This is a genomic window from Arthrobacter sp. NQ7, assembly GCF_029581595.2.
Lineage (GTDB): Bacteria > Actinomycetota > Actinomycetes > Actinomycetales > Micrococcaceae > Arthrobacter > Arthrobacter phenanthrenivorans_B.
Genome location: NZ_JARFXU020000004.1, coordinates 133,297 through 155,818, shown reverse-complemented (window position 1 = coordinate 155,818; position 22,522 = coordinate 133,297). Strand labels below are relative to the sequence as shown.

17 protein-coding genes are annotated in these 22,522 nt (G+C 63.9%); 9 read left to right on the top strand and 8 right to left on the bottom strand.

Annotation, left to right across the window (positions count from 1 at the left end; translation table 11 throughout):
* Nucleotides 1-262 precede the first annotated feature (262 nt).
* The 5 genes from PUN71_RS06900 to PUN71_RS06880 form a co-directional block, all read right to left on the bottom strand.
* Entirely contained in the window at nucleotides 263-1,081 is an 819-nt protein-coding gene (locus PUN71_RS06900; RefSeq protein WP_277797816.1) for an SDR family NAD(P)-dependent oxidoreductase, read from the bottom strand.
* Nucleotides 1,082-1,176: 95 nt separating this feature from the next.
* Nucleotides 1,177-2,586, bottom strand: a complete 1,410-nt coding sequence (locus PUN71_RS06895) for an aldehyde dehydrogenase family protein (RefSeq protein WP_277797815.1) — start codon at nucleotides 2,584-2,586, stop codon at nucleotides 1,177-1,179.
* Between the two features lie 46 nt (nucleotides 2,587-2,632).
* Entirely contained in the window at nucleotides 2,633-3,412 is a 780-nt protein-coding gene (locus tag PUN71_RS06890; RefSeq protein ID WP_277797814.1) for an SDR family NAD(P)-dependent oxidoreductase, read from the bottom strand.
* A 106-nt stretch (nucleotides 3,413-3,518) separates the two neighbouring features.
* Nucleotides 3,519-4,319 (bottom strand): MoaF C-terminal domain-containing protein, encoded by an 801-nt coding sequence (locus PUN71_RS06885; protein WP_277797813.1) that lies wholly within the window; start codon nucleotides 4,317-4,319, stop codon nucleotides 3,519-3,521.
* 50 nt (nucleotides 4,320-4,369) lie between these two features.
* A complete protein-coding gene (locus tag PUN71_RS06880; protein WP_277797812.1) occupies nucleotides 4,370-5,824 on the bottom strand; it encodes an APC family permease in 1,455 nt (484 codons plus the stop codon).
* A gap of 216 nt (nucleotides 5,825-6,040) precedes the next feature.
* On the opposite strand from PUN71_RS06880, the gene PUN71_RS06875 reads away from it, so the two are divergent.
* Nucleotides 6,041-6,676 carry a TetR/AcrR family transcriptional regulator gene (locus PUN71_RS06875; protein ID WP_277797811.1) on the top strand — a complete coding sequence of 212 codons (636 nt, stop codon included), beginning with the start codon at nucleotides 6,041-6,043 and terminating at the stop codon, nucleotides 6,674-6,676.
* A gap of 715 nt (nucleotides 6,677-7,391) precedes the next feature.
* Entirely contained in the window at nucleotides 7,392-8,810 is a 1,419-nt protein-coding gene (locus tag PUN71_RS06870; RefSeq protein ID WP_502860184.1) for an amino acid permease, read from the top strand.
* A gap of 215 nt (nucleotides 8,811-9,025) precedes the next feature.
* Here the strand turns inward: PUN71_RS06870 and PUN71_RS06865 are convergent, their stop codons facing one another.
* The gene (locus PUN71_RS06865) at nucleotides 9,026-10,336 is read right to left on the bottom strand and encodes a NosD domain-containing protein (protein ID WP_277797924.1); all 1,311 of its coding nucleotides are present in this window, start codon (nucleotides 10,334-10,336) and stop codon (nucleotides 9,026-9,028) included.
* Between the two features lie 399 nt (nucleotides 10,337-10,735).
* On the opposite strand from PUN71_RS06865, the gene PUN71_RS06860 reads away from it, so the two are divergent.
* The 7 genes from PUN71_RS06860 to PUN71_RS06830 all read left to right on the top strand — a co-directional run bounded on the left by PUN71_RS06860 (nucleotide 10,736) and on the right by PUN71_RS06830 (nucleotide 19,049).
* Nucleotides 10,736-12,013 carry an ABC transporter substrate-binding protein gene (locus PUN71_RS06860; RefSeq protein ID WP_277797809.1) on the top strand — a complete coding sequence of 426 codons (1,278 nt, stop codon included), beginning with the start codon at nucleotides 10,736-10,738 and terminating at the stop codon, nucleotides 12,011-12,013.
* A gap of 80 nt (nucleotides 12,014-12,093) precedes the next feature.
* Nucleotides 12,094-12,981, top strand: coding sequence for a carbohydrate ABC transporter permease (locus PUN71_RS06855; RefSeq protein WP_277797808.1), 888 nt, complete (start codon nucleotides 12,094-12,096; stop codon nucleotides 12,979-12,981).
* On the top strand, nucleotides 12,981-13,931 hold the full coding sequence (locus PUN71_RS06850; RefSeq protein ID WP_043449604.1) for a carbohydrate ABC transporter permease: 951 nt from the start codon (nucleotides 12,981-12,983) through the stop codon (nucleotides 13,929-13,931). Before PUN71_RS06855 ends, PUN71_RS06850 begins: the two co-directional genes overlap by 1 nt.
* Before the next feature lie 86 nt (nucleotides 13,932-14,017).
* Nucleotides 14,018-15,061, top strand: a complete 1,044-nt coding sequence (locus PUN71_RS06845) for a LacI family DNA-binding transcriptional regulator (protein ID WP_277797807.1) — start codon at nucleotides 14,018-14,020, stop codon at nucleotides 15,059-15,061.
* 41 nt (nucleotides 15,062-15,102) lie between these two features.
* The gene (locus PUN71_RS06840; RefSeq protein ID WP_277797806.1) at nucleotides 15,103-16,689 is read left to right on the top strand and encodes a glycoside hydrolase family 32 protein; all 1,587 of its coding nucleotides are present in this window, start codon (nucleotides 15,103-15,105) and stop codon (nucleotides 16,687-16,689) included.
* Between the two features lie 13 nt (nucleotides 16,690-16,702).
* A complete protein-coding gene (locus tag PUN71_RS06835) occupies nucleotides 16,703-17,653 on the top strand; it encodes a carbohydrate kinase family protein (RefSeq protein ID WP_277797805.1) in 951 nt (316 codons plus the stop codon).
* 55 nt (nucleotides 17,654-17,708) lie between these two features.
* A complete protein-coding gene (locus tag PUN71_RS06830; RefSeq protein ID WP_277797804.1) occupies nucleotides 17,709-19,049 on the top strand; it encodes a NosD domain-containing protein in 1,341 nt (446 codons plus the stop codon).
* A 440-nt stretch (nucleotides 19,050-19,489) separates the two neighbouring features.
* On the opposite strand, the gene pntB is transcribed toward PUN71_RS06830, so the two are convergent.
* Entirely contained in the window at nucleotides 19,490-20,965 is a 1,476-nt protein-coding gene (gene pntB, locus PUN71_RS06825; protein WP_277797803.1) for a Re/Si-specific NAD(P)(+) transhydrogenase subunit beta, read from the bottom strand.
* A complete protein-coding gene (locus PUN71_RS06820) occupies nucleotides 20,962-22,521 on the bottom strand; it encodes a Re/Si-specific NAD(P)(+) transhydrogenase subunit alpha (RefSeq protein ID WP_277797802.1) in 1,560 nt (519 codons plus the stop codon). Before PUN71_RS06820 ends, pntB begins: the two co-directional genes overlap by 4 nt.
* Nucleotide 22,522: the final 1 nt, after the last annotated feature.

The following is a 22,522-nucleotide window of genomic DNA, read 5'->3' as shown; positions in this document are numbered from 1 at the left end:
ATGCAGTTCGAGTCCCACCTCGGGCAGGACAGATCGCCTCGTCAGAGGCGATCTTGCGTCTAACTTGTTCACGAACCTTGCGGGTCGCGTCGCCCTGACGGCTGGTTACCGAGTCTTGGCGCCGCGTTGGCCTATCCAAGTGTGTGGGTGGCCGGTCCAGAACTCTGGCTGCCGATATAAAAGCTGCCATCGTTACCTGTGGAACTCGCGCGGCGGGCAGCCGGGAACTCCTGCAATGAAGGCCGGATAGCTCGTCTGGAGGTTATGCGGTTCCTTGGTTCGCGGGCTCTGCCGCTGTCCGGGCCGCGAATCCCAGGCTCCCGGGATCGACGGAGATCATCCCGCCGTCGACGGGGACGACGGCTGAGGTGATGTAGGAGGCTTTGTCCGAGAGAAGCCAAGAGATGACCTGGGCTATTTCGGTTGCTTCGGCGGGTCTGCGGGCCGGAACGAAGGATGTGGCAGTCCGATAAGCCTCTTCAGGACTCAGACCCAGATCCGCCCCGTACTCCTTCATTTCCATGTCCGCCATCTCAGTCCGGGCCCAGCCGGGGCAAATCGCATTCGCCCTGACACCCAACGGGCCGTAGTCCACGGCAATGGACTGCATGAGCATCGTCAGCCCCGCCTTGCTTGCACTGTAGCCGGCAATTCCACGTGTGGCCCGCAGCGCCGCCGCCGACGCGACACCGACGATAGCTCCGCGGGATGCCAGCAGGTGCGGCAGCGCTTTGCGTGCGAGCCGGAAGGGCCCTGTGAGGTTGGTACTCATCATTTCGTCCCAGGCCTGATCTGTCAGTTCCCCAGCTGATCCCGCCCGCACGACCCCGGCGTTTAGGACCAGTCCATCCAAGGATCCGAACCGTTCGAGGGCCGACTCAACCAGCTTCGTAACATCAGATTGGGCGTAAGTATCCGCCACCACTGGAACTGCCCCGGTTTGGTCGGCAATCAATTGCAAGGGTTCGGGACGCCGGCCTGAAATGATTACTTCCCATCCGTCGGCCCGGAGCTGATGGGCCGTTGCGCTCCCAATTCCGGATCCTCCTCCTGTGACTATGGCTACTGGTTGATTGCCCACTCTGGCTCCTTTGGGTTTGGTTGGAGATGTCGACCCTATTTAAAGGAGTGATACCCGCGCTTCGGCGAGCGGGTATCACTCCTTTTGCAGGTGGTCTAGCCGTTGATGACCTGCGGGACGCCGAGGTGCTTGAGCCCTTCGACGCCGAATTCCAGACCGTAGCCTGACTGCTTGGCGCCGCCAAAGGGGATACGTGGGTCGACGGCGCCGTGCCGGTTGATCCATACGGTCCCGGCTTCGATGCGGGCGGCGACTTCGCGGGCTGCCGGCAGGTTGGAGGACCAGACGGAGGCGCCGAGGCCGACGTCGAGGGCGTTGGCCTTCTCGATGGCTTCGTCCAGCGTGCTGTAGCGGATGATGGGCAGGGCGGGGCCGAACTGTTCTTCGGCGACCAGAGGGTTGTCGTTGTCGATGTCCGCCACAAGCGTCGTGGGGTAGAAGTAGCCGGGCTGGTCCATGTCCGGGTTCCCGCCGAGGAGGATGCGTGCTCCGGAAGCCTTCGCTGCCTCCACAAGGTTCGCTACGACGTCGTACTGTGCCTTGTTCTGCAGTGGACCCAGGACGTTGTTTTCGTCCAGGCCGTTGCCCATCGGCATGGCCTTGGCCACGGCGGTGAGTTCGTCGCAGACGGCGTCGTAGATGTCGTCGTGGACGTAGAGGCGCTTGAGCGCGGCGCAGGTTTGGCCGGTGTTGATGAAGGCGCCCCAGAACAGACCTTCGGCGATGGTCTTGGGATCGGCGTCGGGCAGGACGATGCCGGCGTCGTTTCCGCCCAGCTCCAGTGTGAGCCGCTTGACCGTATCGGCGGAAGACTTGATGATTTCCTTGCCGGCTGCGGTGGAGCCGGTGAACATCACCTTCCCGACAGCCGGGTGCTCGGCCAAACGGGCGCCAACGGTCCGGTCACCGGAGATGCCGGTCAGAATTCCTTCCGGTAGCTCCTCGTTGATGACCTTGAGCAGTGCCAGGACGGAGAGCGGGGTCATTTTTGATGGTTTGACCACGACGGCATTGCCCATCCGCAGGGCTGGCGCGATCTGCCAGGTGGTGATCATCATGGGCCAGTTCCACGGACCGATGGCTCCGACGACGCCGATGGGCCGGTAGTGCAGCTCTGCGCGCGTTTCGCCGTCGTCCACGACGATTTCCGGCTCCAGCGGCGTGGTGGCGGCAGCCCTCAGCCACGCGGCGCAGGCGCCGACTTCGAAGCGGGCATTGGGGCCGTTGAGGGGTTTGCCCTGCTCGCGGGAGAGCAGCTGGGCGAGTTCCTCGGCGGAGCGTTCGACGGCGTCGGCTGCTCTTAGGAGCGCGGCGGACCGGGCGTCGTGGCCCGTCGCGGCCCATGCCGGCTGCGCTGCGACGGCTGCGGAGACGGCCTGTTCCAGGTTCTCGAGCGTGTGGACGGGCGCTTCACCAACCGCGGTGCCTGTGGCGGGATCGAAAATCGTCCGGGATTCACCAGCCTGTGGAGCGAGGCTGGCAAGCAGGGATTCATAGGTTTCCAAGGGGTACTCCTCTTCGAGCAGGGACGCTCCCTGCAGTGTTATCGGGTTAGGTTGAGGGGCTGGCGCTGAAGTCCAGTGAGGGCTGTGCCGAGCGGGCGATGTAGCCAAAGTCGGCGATCAGGGTTGTGCCGTTGACGGGGGCACTGACGGGTGAGGCGAGGAACAGGGCGTGTCCTGCGATCTGCCGGGGTTCGATGACGGGAAGGCCTGAGCCGGCGAAGCCGTCGTCGAAGCCGAGGTCTGCGCGGGACATGGGGGTGTCCACGATGCCTGGGCACAGGCAGTTGAACCGGATCTGTGGGTGGTCCACGGCGAGTGCCTTCGTTAGCATCACCACTGCCCCCTTGGATGCGGTGTAGGGGGCCATGCCTTCGTAGGCGACGAACGCTGAGTCCGAACCGAGGAACACCATGGACGCCACGGCGCTGTCACGCAGTAGGGGGACGCAGTACTTGGCAAGCAGGAAGTTCCCGCGGACGTTGACTGCCATGACACGGTCCCAGTCCTCGGCGGACACGTCTGTTGCGTTTTGTCCCACCGGGCCGGAGATACCGGCGCAGGCAATGACGGAGTCCAGTCCACCGTAGAGGTCCTCCACCGCTTCGGCGAGCATCCGGACATCTGCTTCGACGGTGAGATCGGCCTGGACGAAGGAAACCTGGCGTCCGTCGTTGCGGAGCTGTTCTGCCGCGGCGGCGCCGTCGGGGTTGCGGTCGACGATGAGGATGTTTGCGCCCTCGGAGGCCAGAAGGTCAACGCAGGCCCGGCCTATCCCTGATGCGCCGCCTGTCACCATGACCACGCGGTCACGCAGCTGGATATCCATTAAAAGTCTCCGTTTATGTTGGTTGCCGGCTGAGTGTCGTTGCCGGTTTCGCTCGTTGTCCTTTGCCCGGGGATGTCCGGCGCAGGTCCGGACATCCCCTTCGGGGCTAGTGCTTGTTGGTGTCCTGGGGGTACTCGGTGGTGTTCAGAACGCTGAGCCGGGAGTTGAAGGGCAGGATGACCGGTTCTTTGGCGGGGTCATCCCAGCCGAACATGCGTCCGATGGAGCGCTGTTCGCGCAGGTCCACAAGCAGGACAGCTTCAACGCACATGACTTTTTCGGTCCAGAAGAAGATGAAGAGACCCTCTGCTGCTTCCCACGTCATGCACCGGTCGGTGTCCGCCAGGCCCGCCTCGCCGCCGCGGACGCAGTTCCAGGTGAAGGTGCCTGGATTCAGATAGATGTGTTCATAGGATTCGACGTCGCTGTAACGGTAGAAGATCCGCTTGCCGACCAGCCCGGACGAGCGTTCGTGCCGTGCCGCTGAGCCGTTGCTGTTGGTTTGGCTGAAGTCGGTGGTGCTCCGGGTGCGGTCGCCCACGAGAACGAAGCGCGATACGCCGGAGGTCACCGCGCCGGTGTTCCGGTCCCAGATAATGGTGACGTTTTCTGCTGCGGGCCCCTCACCCCGGACGGAGTCGATGATGAAGATCCCGGGCCGGGCTTCGATGGCTTTGTAGCCTGCTGTTGCGCTGGTCTTCTCCTGGCCGCGCTGCGTGGTCCAGGTCAGGGAGGATTCGGTGTCGAAGGTGTACTCATCGACACCGTCTTCGGCCGGGATGCTCAGGGCGGTCCCGGTGAGGGCGTGCGAGGCGGGGAGTGTCTGGTCGCCGAAGCCTTCGAGCATGGCGGAAACCGGGGGCCACTCCTCTTCGGGGATGTAGTCCTGAATGTCGGTTGAAGTCATGGTGTGTTCCTTGTTCTTTTTATTGTGTGGGGACAGGTTGTGCGGCTGGGTCAGCCGATGACCGCGGCGAAGTTGATCGAGGGCTTTTGTGCTCCCCGGGCGATTCCGGCCACGAAGAAGAGGGGGATACCGAGCAGAAGCCAGCGTGCAACGCCGCCGGCGCCGCCGAGCAGGGCGTCGTAGTTATCCAGCGTCAGGTATCCGATGACGATGAATGCGAGGAATGACAGGGAGGGTGCGATGACCGTGACCCAGAGGTTGTCCCGCATGCCGTTCCTGGCGAAGAAGAGCACTATCGCGGCTGAGGTCACCAGCAGGATGGTGATGAAGCCGGCTGTTCCCAGGGCGACGAACCAGGAGAAGACGGTGGTGATGGGGTCAGCTCCTGCGAGCAGGAAGATGCTGATGACGGCGAGGACGACGACTCCGTTGATGAACCCGGCCACGTGCGGGGCCCCGGTCTTGGAGACGGCGGAAAGCTTCTGAGGCAAAGCGCCGGCGCGGCCAAGGGAGAAGAGGTAGCGGGAGAACATGTTGGCGAGGCCGAGGAGCATGGCCAGGAAGCTGGTAACTACCAGGATCTGCATGGTCATGCTCAGCCAGTAGCCTGCGCTGGTCTCGGCCAGGTCGAAGATCATGCCGGCGGGGTTGTCCGTGGCGACGGTCTGGATGTTGTCGATGCCGATGGCGCCGCTGATGGCCCATGTGGACATGGTGTAGAAGATGCCCACAAAGGCGATGACGAAATAGGCGGCGCGGGGAATAGTGCGGCGGGGTTCTTTTGCTTCTTCGGCGAAGACGACCGTTGCTTCAAAGCTGGTGAAGCAGGCGAACGCAAAGAGCAGGGAGATTCCCAGGCCGGGTCCGAAGACGTTGGAACCATTGAAGCCATCGAAGGTGAAGATGCTGATGCCCTTTTGGGCGATGAGGGACACCACCAGGGCAGCGACTGCAAAGGCCTCGCCGACAATGAGAACTCCCAGCACTTTGAGGCTGGCGTCGACTCCGCGCATGGTCAGCGCGGTCACTACTGCGAGCAGCACGGCGATCCAGAGGTAGACCGGGATGTTAAGACCGGTGATTCCTTCAATCAGGAGCTGGGCGAAGACGCCGAACTGGGACCACAGCCCGATTTGCAGGCTGAGGTAGGTCACGATGGCAATCCCAGCACCACCGGTCGCCCATTTCGTTCCGAGCCCTTTGGCCATGTATGCGACAAAACCACCGGCGTTGGTAATGTACCGGCTCATTCGGAGGTAGCCGACGGAGAAGAGGGCAACAAGCAACGCAGCAATAACGTAGATGACCGGTGTTCCGGCCCCAGAGGCAGAGAACAGGACCGGACTGGCGCCCACCACGGCAGCCATGGGCGCTGCCGCGGCAATGGCGAAAAAGGCAATGGCAAGGACGCCAAGTTTGTTGGCTCTCAAACCCATCGGACCGGCGGAGTCCCCGCGCTCTTCCAACCCAATGCTCGTCGGTACGTCGACTGATTCTTGATTCATGCGATGGCTCTTTCGGGAGTGCACGGGCGTTGGGCCGGTGCGGGAGAAATGGTGCCCCTGTTTCTGCGCGTCAGTGCGCCGAACAATCCGGGGAAGAAGCTGATAGCAATCGAGCAAAGCTGTAAGTGACCTCGGCCACACCAAGAACTATACGTTTGTATAGTTCGTGGTGTCAACGTCTCCCTGTCGACCAGTTGCGGGAACTAGACTTAGTGGATGACCCAGCCTCAGCCTTCGATCCGCTTGCCCTACGGGGATGGACGCGAAGCATTGCTCTCGGCAGTCATTGCCGTGGTGGGGGAGCGGGGGCTGAAGGGGATCAGCTATCGTTCGGTAGCGGGCCGTGCCGGCGTCAACCACACCCTCATCCGGCACCATTTCGGCTCGATCGAAGGCCTCCTGGCTGCCACCATGGAATGGGCTGTACAACGGTCAATTGAAGAGACCGGCCTTGAGCGGATCGCCGACTTTGACGACGATTTTGCCGACTCGCTCATCAAGACAGTGTCCGCCGAGCCGGAACTGCAACTCTTCCAATTTGAGATGCTGCTGGAATCCCGGCGAAACCCGGAGGTGCGGCGCCTGGTGGAACGGCTTTACGCCAACTACATGCGGACTGTTGAAGAAGCTCTACAGCAGCGGGGCCTGCCCGCAGACAACGCGGTTGCCCTTGCCATCTTCGCTGCACTGGATGGTCTGATGCTCCAATTCTTGACCATCAGCGATCCCGTAAAGATCAGGGCCGCAGTTATTCAAGTTGGTCGCATGGTTGCCGCCCTGGAAGAACCCAACGCCAGCTCCCGCCGGACCGCGCGTGAGCTGCAGCAAGTACCGGATGCGGGAAGCCGATAGGCCCGCGCTTCCTGAAGAAGAGCGTCCCCGCCCCGGCGCCATCAGGTGTGAGCGTCGTCTTTTGAATTTGGTGGCGCCAGTACAGCTCCATGCCGGGATGAGCCCTTATCAGCTCGACAACTGCACTTGTTCTCACGCTGAATAAGATCAGCAACTCTTATGCTCAGTCCTCCCGCCGGCTGGTCACGCATAAGAGGTTGGCTGCTATGCAGTGCAACAAACATTTCACCAACTGTCCCTCCATTTACATGTGTTAGCTTGATCACCATCCTTCCCGCCCAGGAGCGCCGGAAGGCTGAATCCACCGCACCTACCTTTTCGGAGGCACTATGAGGCTTTGCTCCCACGCGCTCGAAATCAATCGGAACCTTTCCCGCCGGACCCCTGGCATTGGCCCGGATTCAGTCCCGGCCACGCTCACTCCGGCCAGGGACTTCAGTCCCTATACCGGAACCCGTGGAAAGCTGCCGGTCCGCCCGCTCGACACGTCAGTCACCGTTGCCTGCACTGATCGAGCTGCCAACATGGCAATCCTCGACTTGGGCACGCCACTCCACGTGGGGGGTACGGCATGACACCTGTTGGTGGGACTTCCCTTGACGTCAAGGACGACGCAGCAGCGCAGCACGCACCTTCCCCCACGGAAACGTCGGCTCCCGGGTCCGCTGTCACCACGAACGGGCTCAGACGCGGGCTCACCAGCCGTCATCTGCAGATGATCGCCATCGGCGGCGCGATCGGTACCGGCCTGTTCGTAGCCTCGGGCAGCACCATTTCACAGGCTGGGCCCGGCGGCGCCCTCGTTGCCTACGCGTTGGTGGGCCTGATGGTATTCCTGACAATGCAGTCACTGGGCGAAATGTCGGCCCGGATACCAGTCGCCGGCTCCTTCCAGTCTTTTGCCACCCGCTTCGTCTCGCCGTCTTTTGGCTTCGCGATCGGCTGGAACTACTGGTTCAACTGGGCCATCACGGTAGCGGCGGAACTGGTGGCGGCAGGAATCATCATGGACTTCTGGTTTCCAGGTGTGCCGGGATGGGTCTGGGCGGGGATCTTCCTGGTGATGCTGACCGGCCTCAACGCCCTCTCGGCAAAGTCATTCGGCGAGTCGGAGTTCTGGCTCTCGGCGGTAAAAGTGGGCGCGGTGGTGCTCTTCCTGATCGCAGGGGTGCTGATGATTTTCGGCATCCTCGGCGACAACTCCCCGGGGCTGAGTAACTGGGAAAACCGCGGTGACGTGTTCCACGGGGGCTGGGTTTCGATAATCTCAGTCTTCATGGTCGCCGGCTTCTCTTTTCAAGGGACCGAGCTGGTGGGTGTCGCAGCAGGCGAAGCCAAGAACCCGCGGCGCGAGGTGCCGAAGGCCATCCGCACCGTGTTTTGGCGCATCATGCTGTTCTACATCGGTGCCATATTCATCATCGGATGCCTGATTCCTTTCACGGATCCGAGCCTGCTGGCTTCCGGCGAAGCCGACGTAGCGTCGTCGCCATTTACCCTGGTCTTCTCCCGTGCCGGCGTCGCCTTCGCGGCTGCCCTAATGAACGCAGTGATCCTGACCGCCATCCTGTCGGCGGGCAACTCCGGACTCTACGCCTCAACCCGCATGCTTCACGCCATGGCCCACGACGGCATGGCCCCGAAGATCTTCGGACTACTTAATGCACGCGGAGTGCCAATCCCGGCCCTGTTGGCCACCGCGGCGGTGGGTTTGTTCGGGTTCCTCTCCGCGCTGATCGGCCAAGGCACCGCCTACTCCTGGCTCCTGAACATGTCGGGCCTGTGTGGCTTCATCGTGTGGGCGGGGATTGCCCTCTCGCACTATCGCTTCAGGCGTGGTTTCCTGGCCCAGGGAAACAACGTCCAGGACCTGCCGTACAAAGCTGCCCTTTTCCCTGTCGGCCCCCTGTTGGCCTTCGCTTTGCTGATCCTGGTAATTGCAGGACAAAACTATGAAGCTGTCTTGGCCGGACGAACAGCAGAGGTGCTCTCCTCCTATATTGGGCTGCCCATCTTCCTCGCCCTGTGGCTGATTCACCGCTACAAGACCAAATCCAGAGTGGTCCCACTGCTCGAAATGGACCTCGCGCCGCCCCAGGGCCTCGACGGCGGCGCCACGAGCGCCAAGCCGTGACCCTGGCGAGGTTGGCCTAGCCGGCAATAGGAAAGGTACGGCTACGTCAAGGACCAAAGGGTCGAAGAAGACCCTCCTCGGCCGCCAAGCCGGGAGCCGGGCAAGGGAACTCCACCCGGATCCCCTGCTCCTCTTGGTCCGGGTGCGTTTTGGCCTCAGTACAGCCGTCTTCACTTCCACCTGGTTGGCAGCGAAGGCGGCTGTACTGTTTCCAGTTAAGGTGTAGGCCGGATGGCAGTATCGCCGCTGTAGGAAGTGACCGTGGAAGCGGGGCCACTGTCCAGCACCTTCGACCGGACCGTGGAAGCGTCCAGGACGACGTGCTGGGCTTCAACGTTGCTCACCACATGGGTACTGGTCACCACGTTGCTGTTGCCCCCGGCGATGAGGACCATTGTGGGCTGGGCGTTCGCCGGTACAACCTTGTCGGGCGAGACGTCGTAGGCGATGAGGTTATTGGAGAAGAGGTTGTTGTCGCCCTCGATATGAACCACTCCGTACAGATCGTCCAGGCCATTGGATCTACCGAGGAACGGCGGGAAGCCCTCCATGCCCCGGCGGAAGTGATTGCCCGTGATCAGGTTTTCCTTGCAGTTGTTGGTGAGCCGCATCATGCCGGGGGAGAAACCCTGGAACCTGTTCGAAGATACCGAGCACCTGTTGCAGCCAGTCAGCTCGACCAGGCTCCGGCCCCGGGGAAACAGGTTGTTGCCGATGATGAGCAGACCCTCGTGGTTCTCCGCCAGCAGGGTGGCCCCCTCCGGGCCGGCTCCCATGAGGTTGTTGCTGACGATTGTTGCCTGTCCGGCGCCGGTAAGTTCAACGCAGCTGCCGCATTCGGCGATCATGTTGTCGTGGACACGCAGGGCATCGGCGCCGCGGACTATGAGTGCGTGCTCAAGATACACAAAGCCCATGCCCGTGATGTGGAAGGAATCGTTGTCCGACGCGACTTCAATGCCCGTCATGCCGTTCCGGTAGCTGTTGCCGTCCGGCGGGAACTCCACGCCATCAAGGCAGAAGTCCCGAAAGACGACCCCGGACAGGCGTGGACTCTCCGGACGGCGAACAAGGAAGGCCTGCGGCGCTGTTGACGGAGTGAGGACGCGGATATGGCTGCCGCCAGGCTGCAGCTCGAGCCAGCCGGTGGTGTCCACGTTGTCCTTGATGCTGCGGGAGAAGAACCCGTGCCCAAAGCCGGCAATGGTCAGGAAACTGATGTCAACGATCACTTGGGTCCGAAGATCGTAGTCGCCAGGGGGAATGGTGATCACGGCGCCCGGCCGGCTGCCTGCCGTGGCCTGGCGCCTCTTGATGTCCGCGATGATGTCATTGATCACCGCACCAATGTCCACTTGTGCGGTCACCTCCGGCCGGCCCTTGACCTTCCAGGACGTGACATCGTACATGTTGGACCCGTCCGGGTTGTCCGCGGCGTGCGCAGGTACCGCAGCGCCGAGGGCCAGTGCTCCGGTAAAGGTGGCTGCAGCGCCGGCGGCCAGCAACCGGCGCCGGCTCGGATCCATCTCTGCCAACTTGTTGTGCGTCAACGCTTTTCTCCTCAATGCAGTGTGGAATGTATGGCTGTCCGGCACGGCAAGGCACGATTTTTTGCAGCACAGGACGGCGGGTGTCTCGGTGGTCTCTATGCATGCGCCCGCAAGTAAGGGAGCTCCTTGCTCACGTGGAGCCACATAAGTTAGGCGCAGGCCAAACCGATTTGGCGTGACCGGATAGTTCGAGGCTAGGAGGGCCGCGCGGGAACTGTCAACGCCAAAATGTTCCACTGTTTTTGGCACAGCAGTGACCCTTGACACTCCAACTCGAGCCGATCTACAGTGAATGCCAAGTCGTTTTGGCAAAACGATTTTTCACCCCAAAGCTCATTCTCACCATTCCGTTCGAGAGAAAGTGAGTCGACAGAGATGTCCACTCGTAGAATCATCAACAGGCTCGCCATTGGCGGCATCTGCACCGCCGTCGCCCTGGCCGCCTCCGGGTGCGGCGCAGGGGGTCCCGCCGCCACGTCGGGAAGCGCCGGCAGCAACACCGTCAACGTCCTGGTCGAGGCCGGCGGCCACGCCGAATTGACCGGCGTCGCCGAACAGTGCAAGAAAGACGCCGGTGTTGACGTCAACTTCGTCGAACTGCCCTACGACGGCATGTTCAACCGGCTCTCCAGCGAGTTCTCCTCCGGCAACGTCTCCTTCGATGTCGCCGCGCTGGACTCGGTCTGGCTCCCCAGCTTCAAGGACGCCGTCCAGCCCATCGACGAACTCTTCACCGATGAAGCAAAGAAGGACATCTTCCCGGCCCTGGTCAAGGAAGCCAATGTGGACGGGCACTTCATCGGCATGCCGGCCTGGACCAACGCCGAAATCATCCTGTACCGCAAGGATCTCTTCGAGGACGCCAAGAACAAGGCCGACTTCAAGGCCAAGTACGGCTACGACCTCGCCGCCCCCACCACGTGGAAGCAGTACCAGGACATCTCCGCCTTCTTCACCAAGGACGGCATGTATGGCACTGACGTGAAGGGCGGCGTGGAAACCGAATGGCTGGCCCACGTCCTGCAGGCCGGTTCCCCGATGATCATGGACGGCGACAAGGTGGTCATCGACAACGCCGCCCACAAGGAAGCCCTGGACTTCTACACCAGCCTGGTCAAGGATGCGCCCTCCGGCGCAGCGCAGGTGGACTGGGCAGCCGCGCAAAACCTCTTCAACCAGGGCAAGACGGCGATGACCCGCTTCTGGGCGCACGCCTACCGCCAGATCCCCAAGGACTCCGCCGTGGCAGGCAAGGTCGGAGCCGCCCCGATGATCGCCGGATCAGCCGGCATCGGCGGCGTCCCCGGTCCCTGGTACCTCACCGTCCCCAAGGCCACCAAGAACACCGAGGCCGCCAAGAAGTTCGTCAAGTGCGCCTACGACTACAACGACAAGGGCATCGAATCGAACCTGGGCCTGGCGGCACGCATCTCAGCCTTCCAGAAGTACCAGGACCAGCCCGGCTACGAGAGCTTCAAGCCGCTGATCGAGACCCTTAACGGCAAGGCCACCGCCACCCGCCCGGCCACCGAAAAGTGGCAGCAGATCGTGGACACCGTCCTGGTGCCCATGCTGCAGAAGGCCGTCGCCGGCGGTGACTCCGCCACCCTCCTCGCTGACGCCAAGAAGCAGATCGAGGCCCTCCTCAAGTAAGAGCCCCGTGGCCGGCACCTGCCGATGCGGCACCGCAAGAGCGGTGCCGGCCGCGGCCCCAACCAGCGGAAGAGAAAACCGTGCGTATCTCCGATCGCCGCTTTGCATTGTTCCTGATGACACCAGCGGCGCTGTTCCTGGCAGTTTTTGTGGCCTTCCCCCTGTTCCGCCTGGTGGCGGACAGCTTCTACAAGATTTCCCCGATCGCCGGCGGTCCCCGCGACTTCGTGGGTTTGGACAACTACTTCAGGGCGTTCGCCTCCGAGGCCTTCACCGGCGCCGGGTGGCGCACCCTTGCCTACACCCTGGTGGTGGTGACTCTCGAGTTCGCACTGGGCCTTGGCATGGCACTGCTGTTCACCATGCTGGGCCGCAGCTCCCAGATCTGGCGGACCGTGTTCATGTACCCGCTGATGATCGCGCCGATCGTGGCGGGCCTGCTCTGGAAGTTCCTGATGATCGACAACTTCGGCCTCATCGGGACCCTCCTGCACCAGGCGGGCATCCTGTCCGATCCCAACCAGATCGGCTGGCTGTCCGATCCCGGCATCGTGCTGTTCTCGGTGGCCATCCCGGACATTTGGCTGACCACCTCGTTCATGTGCCTGGTGCTCTTCGCCGGGCTGCAGAACATTCCCGGAGACCTGATCGAAGCGGCCCGGCTGGATGGCGCCCGGGCCCCCGCGCTTTTGTTCCGGATCATCCTTCCGCTGCTCCGCCCCGTCATCGCCGTCGCCCTGGTGGTCCGCGGCATTGATGCGGCCAGGGCCTTCGACACCATCCTCATCCAGACCAACGGAGGCCCCCAATCCGCCTCGGAGACCATGAGCCTGCTGATCTACCGCACCATGATCCGGTTTGGCGATCCCGGTTTGGCAAGCGCCATGGGCACCATCTACCTGCTGGCGATGCTCGCCGTCGCGTTCTTCGCGGTGGCAACCATCTGGCGGCCAGGAAAGGACTCCTGATGAGCACCGCACCTACCATTAAGCACGACGCCGGGACGCGGCGGAAGGCGTCCACGGCACCTGCCGCCGGCAGCGGCACCGTCCAGCTGCGGACACGCCGCGGCGTCAACAGGGAAGGCCTGGAAGCCGGCCGGCGGGGCACCCGCACCCTGCTGTGGGTCCTCCTCGCAGCGGCCATGGTGCTCTACGGATTCCCGTTCCTGTACCTGCTGTTCACGTCCTTCAAGACACCGATCGACACCATCGCCGTCCCGCCCACCATCCTGCCCCGGGAATGGACCCTGGAAAACTACGCCAATGCCCTGGGCCGCAGCGGCGTACCCGCGTCGTTCATCAACAGCATCCAGACGGCAGTCATCAGCACCGTGCTCTCACTGGTGCTGGCGGTGCCGGCGGCCTACGGCATCACCCGGTACAAGACCTTGAGCGGCCGGATTTTCATCATGGCCGCCCTGGTGACCCGCATGGTGCCGCCCGTGGCCATCGGCATCCCGCTGGCGTCCATGATGGCTTCCATGGGCCTTGCCGACACCCCCATCGCGTTGTCCATTGCGCACACCACCATCTCGCTTCCGCTCTCTATCTGGCTGATGTCCAGCTTCTTTGAGGCTGTGCCGAAAGACCTGGAGGAGGCCGCGACGGTGGATGGCTGCAGCAGGCTGGGAGCGTTGTGGCGGGTGGTGATCCCGGTGGTTTCCGGCGGCATCGCCGTCACCGCGATCTTCGCCTTCCTGGCCTCCTGGAACGAGTTCCTGTTCGCCCTGCTGATGACGGCAATCAGGTCCCAGACCACACCCGTGGTGATCGCCAACTTCCAGACCCAGTTCGGCCTGGACTGGGGATCCATGACAGCGCTGGCCGCCGTCTACTCCATCCCGGTCATCCTCCTCACCCTCCTGCTGCAGCGCAAGATCGTGGCAGGCATGACGCTGGGAGCGGTCAAGGGCTAGCGCCGTCAAGGGCTAGCCAACAAAGCAACGAGTAGCCTACTGGTAACCCCCAGGGGCATCACCGATCATAAGGACGTGGGACGCACATGAGTAACAGGAACATCGGAATTAAGGACGTGGCCGTCGCCGCCGGCGTGTCCGTGACCACCGTGTCCCACGTCCTCAACGAGGTCTCCTATGCGCGGATCAGTCCCGAAACCCGGGACAAGGTCCGGTCCGTGGCCGAGCAGCTGGGCTACGGCCCCAACCGCCTTGCCCAGGCCCTCCGCACCCAAAGGACCGGCATGCTGGGCCTGGTCAGCGAGGACATCGCCACCACGCCCCACGCGGGCAGGATCATCCTGGGTGCCGACGAGGCCGCCAAGGCCAGGGGTTACAACCTCATGATCATCAACACCTCCGGCTCGGCCACCCTGGAGTCCCGGCAGGCCGACGTCGAAGCCCTCCTGGAACGCCGGGTTGACGGGATTCTGTACGCCACGATGTACCACCGGACCGTAAAGCTGCCGGCCAACCTGGGCAGCGTTCCGTCCATCCTGGTGGACTCCGTGGCCACCGACGGAAACATCACAGCCGTGATTCCGGACGAGGAAGGCGGGGCGCGCGCGGCCGTGCAGGCGCTCCTCGAAGCAGGCCACACCCTGGTGGGGTTCATCAACAACACCGATGATGTCCCGGCCACGAGGCAGCGGCTCCAGGCTTTCCGGGCGGCGTTGACGGAGGCAGGGCTCGACGGCGGCGCGGCACCTGTGGAGTCGGCAGTCTCCGAGGTGCACGGCGGCTACGAGGCGGCCCTGCGGATCCTGTCCCGCGGCGACCGGCCCACCGGGCTTTTCTGCTACAACGACCGAATGGCGATGGGTGCCTACCGGGCCGCCGCGGAGCTTGGACTCTCCATCCCCGCCGACCTTTCCGTGGTGGGCTTTGACGACCAGGAACTGATCGCGGCCAACCTCCACCCGGGCCTGACCACCGTGGCCCTGCCCCATTACGAGATGGGTGCCTGGGCGACGGAACACCTGATTGACGCCGTCGAGGGGAAAACGGACCTTTCCCTCATGGCCCTCCACCCGACCATCCTGGGGTGCCCGCTGGTACGCCGTGATTCCATCGCGGCGCCACCCCGCTGAGCAGCCCACCCTTTCCACTTCCACAGAGGACCGCACGAAACATGTCCACCTTCCTTGATGCCGCACGCCCGGAGACACCTCCGGCCGGGACCGCCAGGTTCCGTCCGGCCATCCACTTCACAGCACGGGACACCTGGCTGAACGACCCCAACGGCCTGGTCTTCCACAACGGCCTTTACCACCTCTTCTTCCAGAACAACCCGTACGGCAACGTGTGGGGCAACATGTCCTGGGGCCACGCCACCTCGCCGGACCTGGTGCACTGGACGGAACACCCTGTCGCCATCGCGTGCGATGAGGCTGAGGACATCTTCTCCGGCAGTGTGGTGGTGGACCACGGCAACACCTCCGGCTTCGGCACGGCAGGCGCACCTGCCCTCGTGGCCATCTACACCAGCGCCTACAAGACCGCGTCGGAACACCACGGCACGCAGGCGCAGTCCCTGGCTTACAGCGTGGACGCCGGCTTGACGTGGCAGAAGTACGACGGAAACCCTGTCCTTACCCGGAACTCCGCGCACTTCCGCGACCCCAAGGTCTTCCGCTACCAAGGGGAGCAGGGTGCCTGCTGGATCATGGTCGCCGTGGAAGCGCAGCACCAGAAGGTGGTCCTCTACCGGTCCGAGGACCTCAAATCGTGGGACTTCCTCAGCGAGTTCGGCCCGGCCAACGCCGACGCCGGTGAATGGGAGTGCCCGGACCTCTTTCCGCTCCCGGTGGACGGAGACCCGGACAATACCAAATGGGTCCTGATCGTGAACGTTAATCCCGGTGCGGTTGCTGGAGGTTCGGGCGGCCAGTACTTCGTGGGCCAGTTCGACGGCGTCCGCTTCGTTCCGGACGCAGGCTCCGTGGCGGTGCCGGGCGGGGTCAGCGCCCTGGACGCTTCAGCCGCAGCCGCAGCCGCAGCACTGCGCCAATGCCTGTGGCTTGACTGGGGCCGCGACTGCTACGCCTCCGTGTCCTTCAGCGACGCCCCCGACGGGCGGCGCATCATCATCGGCTGGATGAACAACTGGGACTACGCCAACGAACTGCCCACCGCCCCCTGGCGCTCCTCAATGACCCTCGCCCGCGAGGTCCGCCTTATCCTGGTCAACGGCGCAGCCCGCCTTGTCCAGCGACCGGTCCTGGCACGCCCCGGCGAAGAAGAAGGCCTTCCCGCCGCCGCCCCGCTCATGACCATGGGTGTTACAGCGTTGAACGGGAAGGCCCTTCGGCTGCCGGATGCGGTCCCCGGCGCCGCCCAGGTCATCGAGGCCGACATTGATCCGGGCGGCGCTGATCGCGTCGAGCTCCGGATCTTCGGCAGCAATGACGGGACCCACGGTGCAGTGCTCAGCTACGACACGGCCCGTGCACAACTCAGCCTTGACCGCCGGCACTCGGGGGACACCGGCTTCCACGCCACCTTCCCTTCCGTTGAATCAGCCCCGCTGGTCCTCGACGACGGCGTCCTTAAGCTGCAAATCGTCGTCGACCATTGCTCCGTGGAGGTCTTTGCGCAGGGCGGCACGGTGGTCCTGACTGACCTCGTCTTCCCCGCGGCGGAACACCGGCAGTCCTGGCTGTCCGCCGAGGGAGGCCCAGCCACCATCCTGAACCTCGCAGTCTCAACACTTACCTAAGGAAAGGTCCAGAATGTCACCAGCCCAGCACCTCCATGGCGACCCTGCACGGGGCGCCGATGTGGTCGTCGTCGGCGAAGCGCTGATGGACATCGTCGTTACGTCCGCGGGCACTGTGGAGCACCCCGGCGGATCGCCGGCCAACGTTGCCCACGGGCTCGGGCGGCTGGGTGTGGCCACCGCCCTGCTGACCTCGATCGGCTGCGACCCGCGCGGGGCGGCCATCCAGCAGCATCTGGGCAGCGCGGGCGTCGAACTCCTGCCCGGTTCCAAAGGGTCCGGCCGGACCGCCACGGCCACGGCAACCCTGGCGTCCGACGGGTCCGCGCACTACGACTTCGACATCCGCTGGGACCTTCCGGGGACGGCGCCGGCCACCCTGCCCAAAATCCTGCACACCGGTTCGATCGCCACTTTCCTGGCCCCGGGCGCGGCAGCAGTACGCGGGCTCCTGGAGCAGGCGCACCAGCGCTGCGTGGTCACCTACGACCCCAATATCCGTCCGGCCCTGCTCGGCAGCCACTCCGAGGCCAGGATGATTTTTGAGGAACTGATCCCGTTCACCGAGGTGGTCAAGCTCAGCGACGAGGATGCCCACTGGCTCTATCCCCGGCAGCCGCTGGAGCAGATTTCACGCCACATCCTGGGCCTCGGCGCCGGGCTGGTGGCCATCACCAGGGGAGCGGACGGGTCCATGCTGACGACGCGGGACGCCCGCGTGCTGGTTCCCCCGGTCACAGCCACAGTGGCGGACACCATCGGCGCGGGCGACTCATACATGTCCGCCCTGATCTACGGACTCCTCCTGCGCGGGGCCGGCGGCCTGGCACCGTCAGTGCTGGAAGCGCTGGGCCGGATGGCATCCAAGGCCGCCGCGATCACCGTTGGCCGGCCCGGCGCCCAGCCGCCAACGTTGGACGAACTGCAGTCAGATGCAGCGGACCGGCAGCCCGCACACCAGTGAAACGCAAGCACCAGTGGGAAACCAAGCACCCGTGAGAAGACCAAGGGAAGACGCAATGTCCAGCAACAACTATTACGACGTGACGGCGTGGCCCATCGGCAACCCGGTCAAGGACGTCGGCGAAGTCATCAACAGCATCATCGCGGACATCAAGGAGCGGCAGTCGGGCACCGATGTGGACAACGGCGGAAAACCGGGTGCGGTGATCTACCTGCCGCCGGGGGACTACCACCTGCGCACGCAGGTGGTGATCGATATCAGCTTCCTGCGGATCGAGGGTGCGGGGCACGGCTTCACGTCGTCGAGCATCCGCTTCAACGTTCCCCGCGAGGAGTGGGCCGGACTGCACGAACTGTGGCCGGGCGGCAGCAGGATCCTGAATGACATTCCCGTCGACGCCAACGGGGAGGAAGCCAGGGGAGCGGCCTTCTACATCGAGCGAAGCGGCAGCCCGCGGATCAGTTCGGTGGAATTCGCCAATTTCTGCATCGACGGGCTGCACTTTGTCCCGGACGGCTCGGAGCTGGCCCCGGAGAACAGCTACGTCAACGGCAAGACTGGGATCTTCGTGGCCGGCGCCAACGACTCCTTCCGCATCAACGGCATGGGGTTCGTTTACCTGGAGAACGCACTGACCATCCACAACGCTGACGCGCTGTCCATTCACGACAACTTCATCGCCGAATGCGGCAGCTGCATCGAGCTGCGCGGGTGGGGCCAGGCGTCGAAGATCACCGACAACCTGATCGGTGCGGGCTTTAAGGGCTACTCGATCTACGCGCAGAACCATGGCGGGCTCCTGGTTACCGCGAACAACGTCTTCCCCCGCGGAGCCAGCAGCGTCCACCTGGAGGGCGTAACACGGTCAAGCATCAGCAACAACCGGCTGCACTCGTTTTATCCCGGGATGGTGGTCCTCGACGCCAACAGTTCCGAAAACCTGGTCGCCACCAACCACTTCCTGCGGGACCACGAACCGTGGACGCCCTTCCTGGGGATCGACAACGGGCTGGACGACCTCACCGGGCTGCTCAGCGTCAGCGGCAACAACAATTCGGTCATCGGGAACCACTTCTCCGAGGTCATCGACGCCCAGACCATCCGGCCGGAAGGAGCCACACCGGTCATCATCCGGCTGCTGGAGGGGACGGGCAACTTCGTCTCCAACAACCACGTGGTGGCACTGGATGTTAATGCCACCTCGAGTGACTCCTGCTTTGAGGCGCAGGTGGACGCCTTGCTGGCCACGGGCGCTGCGGGCGGACTCGCCGTGACGGCTGTACAGGTCGATGCCGGCTCCGCCCGCAACACCATCCTTGACTCCGGAACTGATGCCCAGGTGGTCCTCGACAAGGCCGCGAACGCCTTCAGGCCCACCCCGACGATCGGATCGTAGCGGCAGTCTTCCCGGCTGTCGGCGCCTCTTCTGGCGTCTGGCGGACACGGAGTCGCCCTCGACCGGACACCGGCCGAGGGCGACTCCCAATTCAGCGGCCACTTGATGCAGCCTGAGGTTCCAAGGTTCACAGGTAAACCGCCACATACCTGGGATGTACCTGTCCACAAAGGCTGAGGCGATCCCTGCCTCTATTCATTCCTGTTGTGAAGCTCCAGCAATTCGTGATTGCAGTGCAGCAGCAACTCGTGCCTGTAGTGGAGGCCTATCCACGGCGATGCAGCATAATCGTCGATGCCAAAGAAGGCTGGCGCCAAGGGTGCTGCGTCAACCTCCTTGGCCTGACGTGACCAGCGTGGTGGAACTGCTGTCTGAACCACGCTCCGGAGTACTGTTCGATGTCTACGCATGGTCTCTCCTCAGGTGGAAAATGCATACGGTCAGAAGGCTTTGAGGATGTCCTCGACGCGTTGTTTGGCGTCGCCGAAGAGCATTTGGGAGTTGTCGCGGAAGAACAGCGGGTTCTGCACGCCCGCGTAGCCGGCGGCCATGGAACGTTTGAACACGACGACGTTCTCGGCTTCCCAGACACGGAGGACCGGCATGCCGGCGATGGGGCTGCCTGGGTCCTCGGCAGCGGCGGGGTTCACTGTGTCGTTGGCCCCGATGACCAGGACCACGGAGGTGTCATCGAGGTCGTCGTTGATTTCGTCCATTTCCAGGACGATGTCGTACGGGACTTTGGCTTCGGCAAGGAGGACATTCATGTGTCCGGGAAGGCGCCCGGCGACCGGGTGGATTCCGAACCTGACGTTGACGCCCTTTTCCCGAAGCTGGTGGGCCAGTTCGGCAACGGGGTACTGGGCCTGTGCCACGGCCATTCCATAACCGGGTGTAATGACAACGCTGGAGGCGTTGGCCAGCATTTCCGCGGTGGCTTCGGCCGTGATTTCACGGTGCTCGCCCTGGTCGGCGTCGCCCTTGCTGGCGGGGGCGGCGATGCCGAAGCCGCCGGCGATCACGGAAATGAAGGACCGGTTCATGGCCTTGCACATGATGTAGGACAGGTAAGCACCCGAGGAGCCCACCAGGGCGCCGGTGATGATGAGCAGGTCGTTGTTCAGCAGGAAGCCCGCGGCGGCCGCGGCCCAGCCCGAGTAGCTGTTGAGCATGGAGACGACGACGGGCATGTCGCCGCCGCCGATGGAAGCCACGAGGTGCCAGCCCAGCCCCAGGGCCAGGACAGTGACAACGGCAAGGAGCCACAGCTGGGAGTCGTTGACGTACCAGACGGTCAAGGCAACGAACACAACGAGGGCACCAAGGTTGATGGCGTTCTTGCCCGGCAGCATCAGGGGCGAGGACTTCATCCGGGCCGACAGCTTCAGGAAAGCCACGATCGAGCCGGTAAACGTGACGGCGCCGATGAACACGCCAATGAACACCTCGGCATGATGGACGGCCATCAGGTCAGCGGACAGGGCCGGGGCTTCAAGGTGTCCGTTCCAGCCCACCAGGACCGCGGCGAGGCCGACGAAGCTGTGCAGCAGGGCGATGAGCTCGGGCATGCCGGTCATTTCCACCACCCGGGCACGCCACAGACCGACGGCCCCGCCGGCCACGACCGCTGCAACCAGCAGCCCCAGGCCGGTGAGGCCATGCCCGGCACCCCAGGCACCCTGGACGGTCAGCCAGACGGTCGCGGCGAGGGCGATGACCATGCCGGCCATGCCGTAGATCACCCCGGCACGGGCATTTTCGTGTTTGCTCAGCCCGGCGAGGCTAAGGATGAACAGCAGGGCGGCAACGATGTATGCAGCTCCCGCGATGGTGTCGGCGGTCAGCGGACCGGTGACGGTGTCGGACACGGTAAGGCTCCTCACAAGGGTTGCTGCTGCTTCAGTGGCGACGCTCATTTACGCGCCCCATCTGCGCGGGAGAACATGGCGAGCATGCGGCGGGTGACGGCGAAGCCGCCAAAGATGTTGATGCTGGCCAGCAGTACCGCCGCGGCGGCGAGGACCTGCATCACCGGATTTTCCGAGGTGACCTGCAGCAGGGCGCCGACGACGATGATCCCCGAGATTGCGTTCGTGACGGACATCAACGGGGTGTGCAGGGCGTGGTGGACCTTCCCGATCACGTAGAAGCCGACCACGACCGAGAGCATCAATACCGTGAAGTGTTGCGGCAACGGCGCCGGGGCAACCGCGCTGACCAGGAAGAGCGCGGCGATCCCGGCGGCAAAGAGCCCCGCCTTACCGGCCGCGCTGAGGCCCTGCTTCTTCTTCGGTGCAGGGCTTTCCACGGCCGCGGACGCGTCCGCCTTGACCACGGGGGCGGCGGAGACCTGGACCGGGGGCGGCGGCCACGTCAGCTCCCCGTTGCGCACCACCGTCACCGAGCGCTGCACCACATCATCAAAATCGATCCGGAGCTGGCCGTCCTTGTCCGGGGTCAGGAGCTTGAGCAGGTTCACCAGGTTCGTCCCGTACAGCTGGGACGCCTGGGCCGGAAGCCGCGCGGGAAGATCCGTGTACCCGAGGATCACCACCCCGTTCTCCGTCACGATACGTTCCCCGGCCACGGAGCCTTCGACGTTCCCGCCCTGCCCGGCAGCCATGTCAACGATCACGCTGCCGGACTTCATCGCGGCAACGTCCCCGGCTGTCAGTAGCTTCGGCGCGGGCCGGCCCGGGATCAGGGCCGTGGTGATGATGATGTCCACATCCGCTGCCTGCTCGGTGTAAATTTCGGCAGCCCTGGCGTTGTACGCCTCCGACGTCGCCTTGGCGTACCCGTCAGAGGACTTCATCTCCTCCTCAACCTCAACCTTGAGGTAAGTACCACCAATGGACTTGACCTGATCCGCCACCTCGGGACGCGGATCCGTCGCCCGGACAATCGCGCCAAGGCTCGACGCGGCACCGATCGCCGCCAACCCGGCGACGCCCGCGCCGGCCACTAGAACCTTCGCCGGCGGAACCTTGCCCGCCGCCGTCACCTGCCCGGTAAAGAATCTGCCAAACTCATGCGCGGCCTCGATCACGGCACGGTACCCTGCGATGTTCGCCATCGAACTCAGGACATCCATCGACTGCGCCCGCGAAATCCGCGGCACCGCATCCAACGCCAGCGCCGTGATCGGCCGCGCCGCCAAAGCCTCCACCAGCTCCGGGCGCAGGCCCGGGCTCAACGAACCGATCAGGGTGGCACCAGGAGCCAAACGGCCAATTTCCTCCTCCGTGGGCGGATTGACCCGCAGCACCACGTCGCTGCCCCACGCATCGTCGGCGCCCACGATCACCGCGCCCGCCGCAGCATATGCGTCGTCCCGGAAGGACGCGGATTCACCGGCGCCCTTTTCGACCACGACGTCGTAGCCCAAACCCAACAACTGCTTCACGGTGGCAGGCGTCGCCGCCACCCTCGTTTCGCGGCCCAACTCGGCCACGATCCCTATACGCGTCACT

Excerpts from the sequence above, each read along its gene's own strand:
- PUN71_RS06830 (WP_277797804.1), top strand. The coding sequence starts at position 17,709 with ATGTCCAGCAACAACTATTACGACGTGACGGCGTGGCCCATCGGCAAC.
- PUN71_RS06860 (WP_277797809.1), top strand. The coding sequence starts at position 10,736 with ATGTCCACTCGTAGAATCATCAACAGGCTCGCCATTGGCGGCATCTGC.
- PUN71_RS06845 (WP_277797807.1), top strand. The coding sequence starts at position 14,018 with ATGAGTAACAGGAACATCGGAATTAAGGACGTGGCCGTCGCCGCCGGC.
- pntB (WP_277797803.1), bottom strand. The coding sequence starts at position 20,965 with ATGAGCGTCGCCACTGAAGCAGCAGCAACCCTTGTGAGGAGCCTTACC.
- PUN71_RS06835 (WP_277797805.1), top strand. The coding sequence starts at position 16,703 with ATGTCACCAGCCCAGCACCTCCATGGCGACCCTGCACGGGGCGCCGAT.
- PUN71_RS06840 (WP_277797806.1), top strand. The coding sequence starts at position 15,103 with ATGTCCACCTTCCTTGATGCCGCACGCCCGGAGACACCTCCGGCCGGG.
- PUN71_RS06885 (WP_277797813.1), bottom strand. The coding sequence starts at position 4,319 with ATGACTTCAACCGACATTCAGGACTACATCCCCGAAGAGGAGTGGCCC.
- PUN71_RS06875 (WP_277797811.1), top strand. The coding sequence starts at position 6,041 with ATGACCCAGCCTCAGCCTTCGATCCGCTTGCCCTACGGGGATGGACGC.
- PUN71_RS06870 (WP_502860184.1), top strand. The coding sequence starts at position 7,392 with ATGATCGCCATCGGCGGCGCGATCGGTACCGGCCTGTTCGTAGCCTCG.
- PUN71_RS06880 (WP_277797812.1), bottom strand. The coding sequence starts at position 5,824 with ATGAATCAAGAATCAGTCGACGTACCGACGAGCATTGGGTTGGAAGAG.
- PUN71_RS06890 (WP_277797814.1), bottom strand. The coding sequence starts at position 3,412 with ATGGATATCCAGCTGCGTGACCGCGTGGTCATGGTGACAGGCGGCGCA.
- PUN71_RS06865 (WP_277797924.1), bottom strand. The coding sequence starts at position 10,336 with ATGGATCCGAGCCGGCGCCGGTTGCTGGCCGCCGGCGCTGCAGCCACC.
- PUN71_RS06850 (WP_043449604.1), top strand. The coding sequence starts at position 12,981 with ATGAGCACCGCACCTACCATTAAGCACGACGCCGGGACGCGGCGGAAG.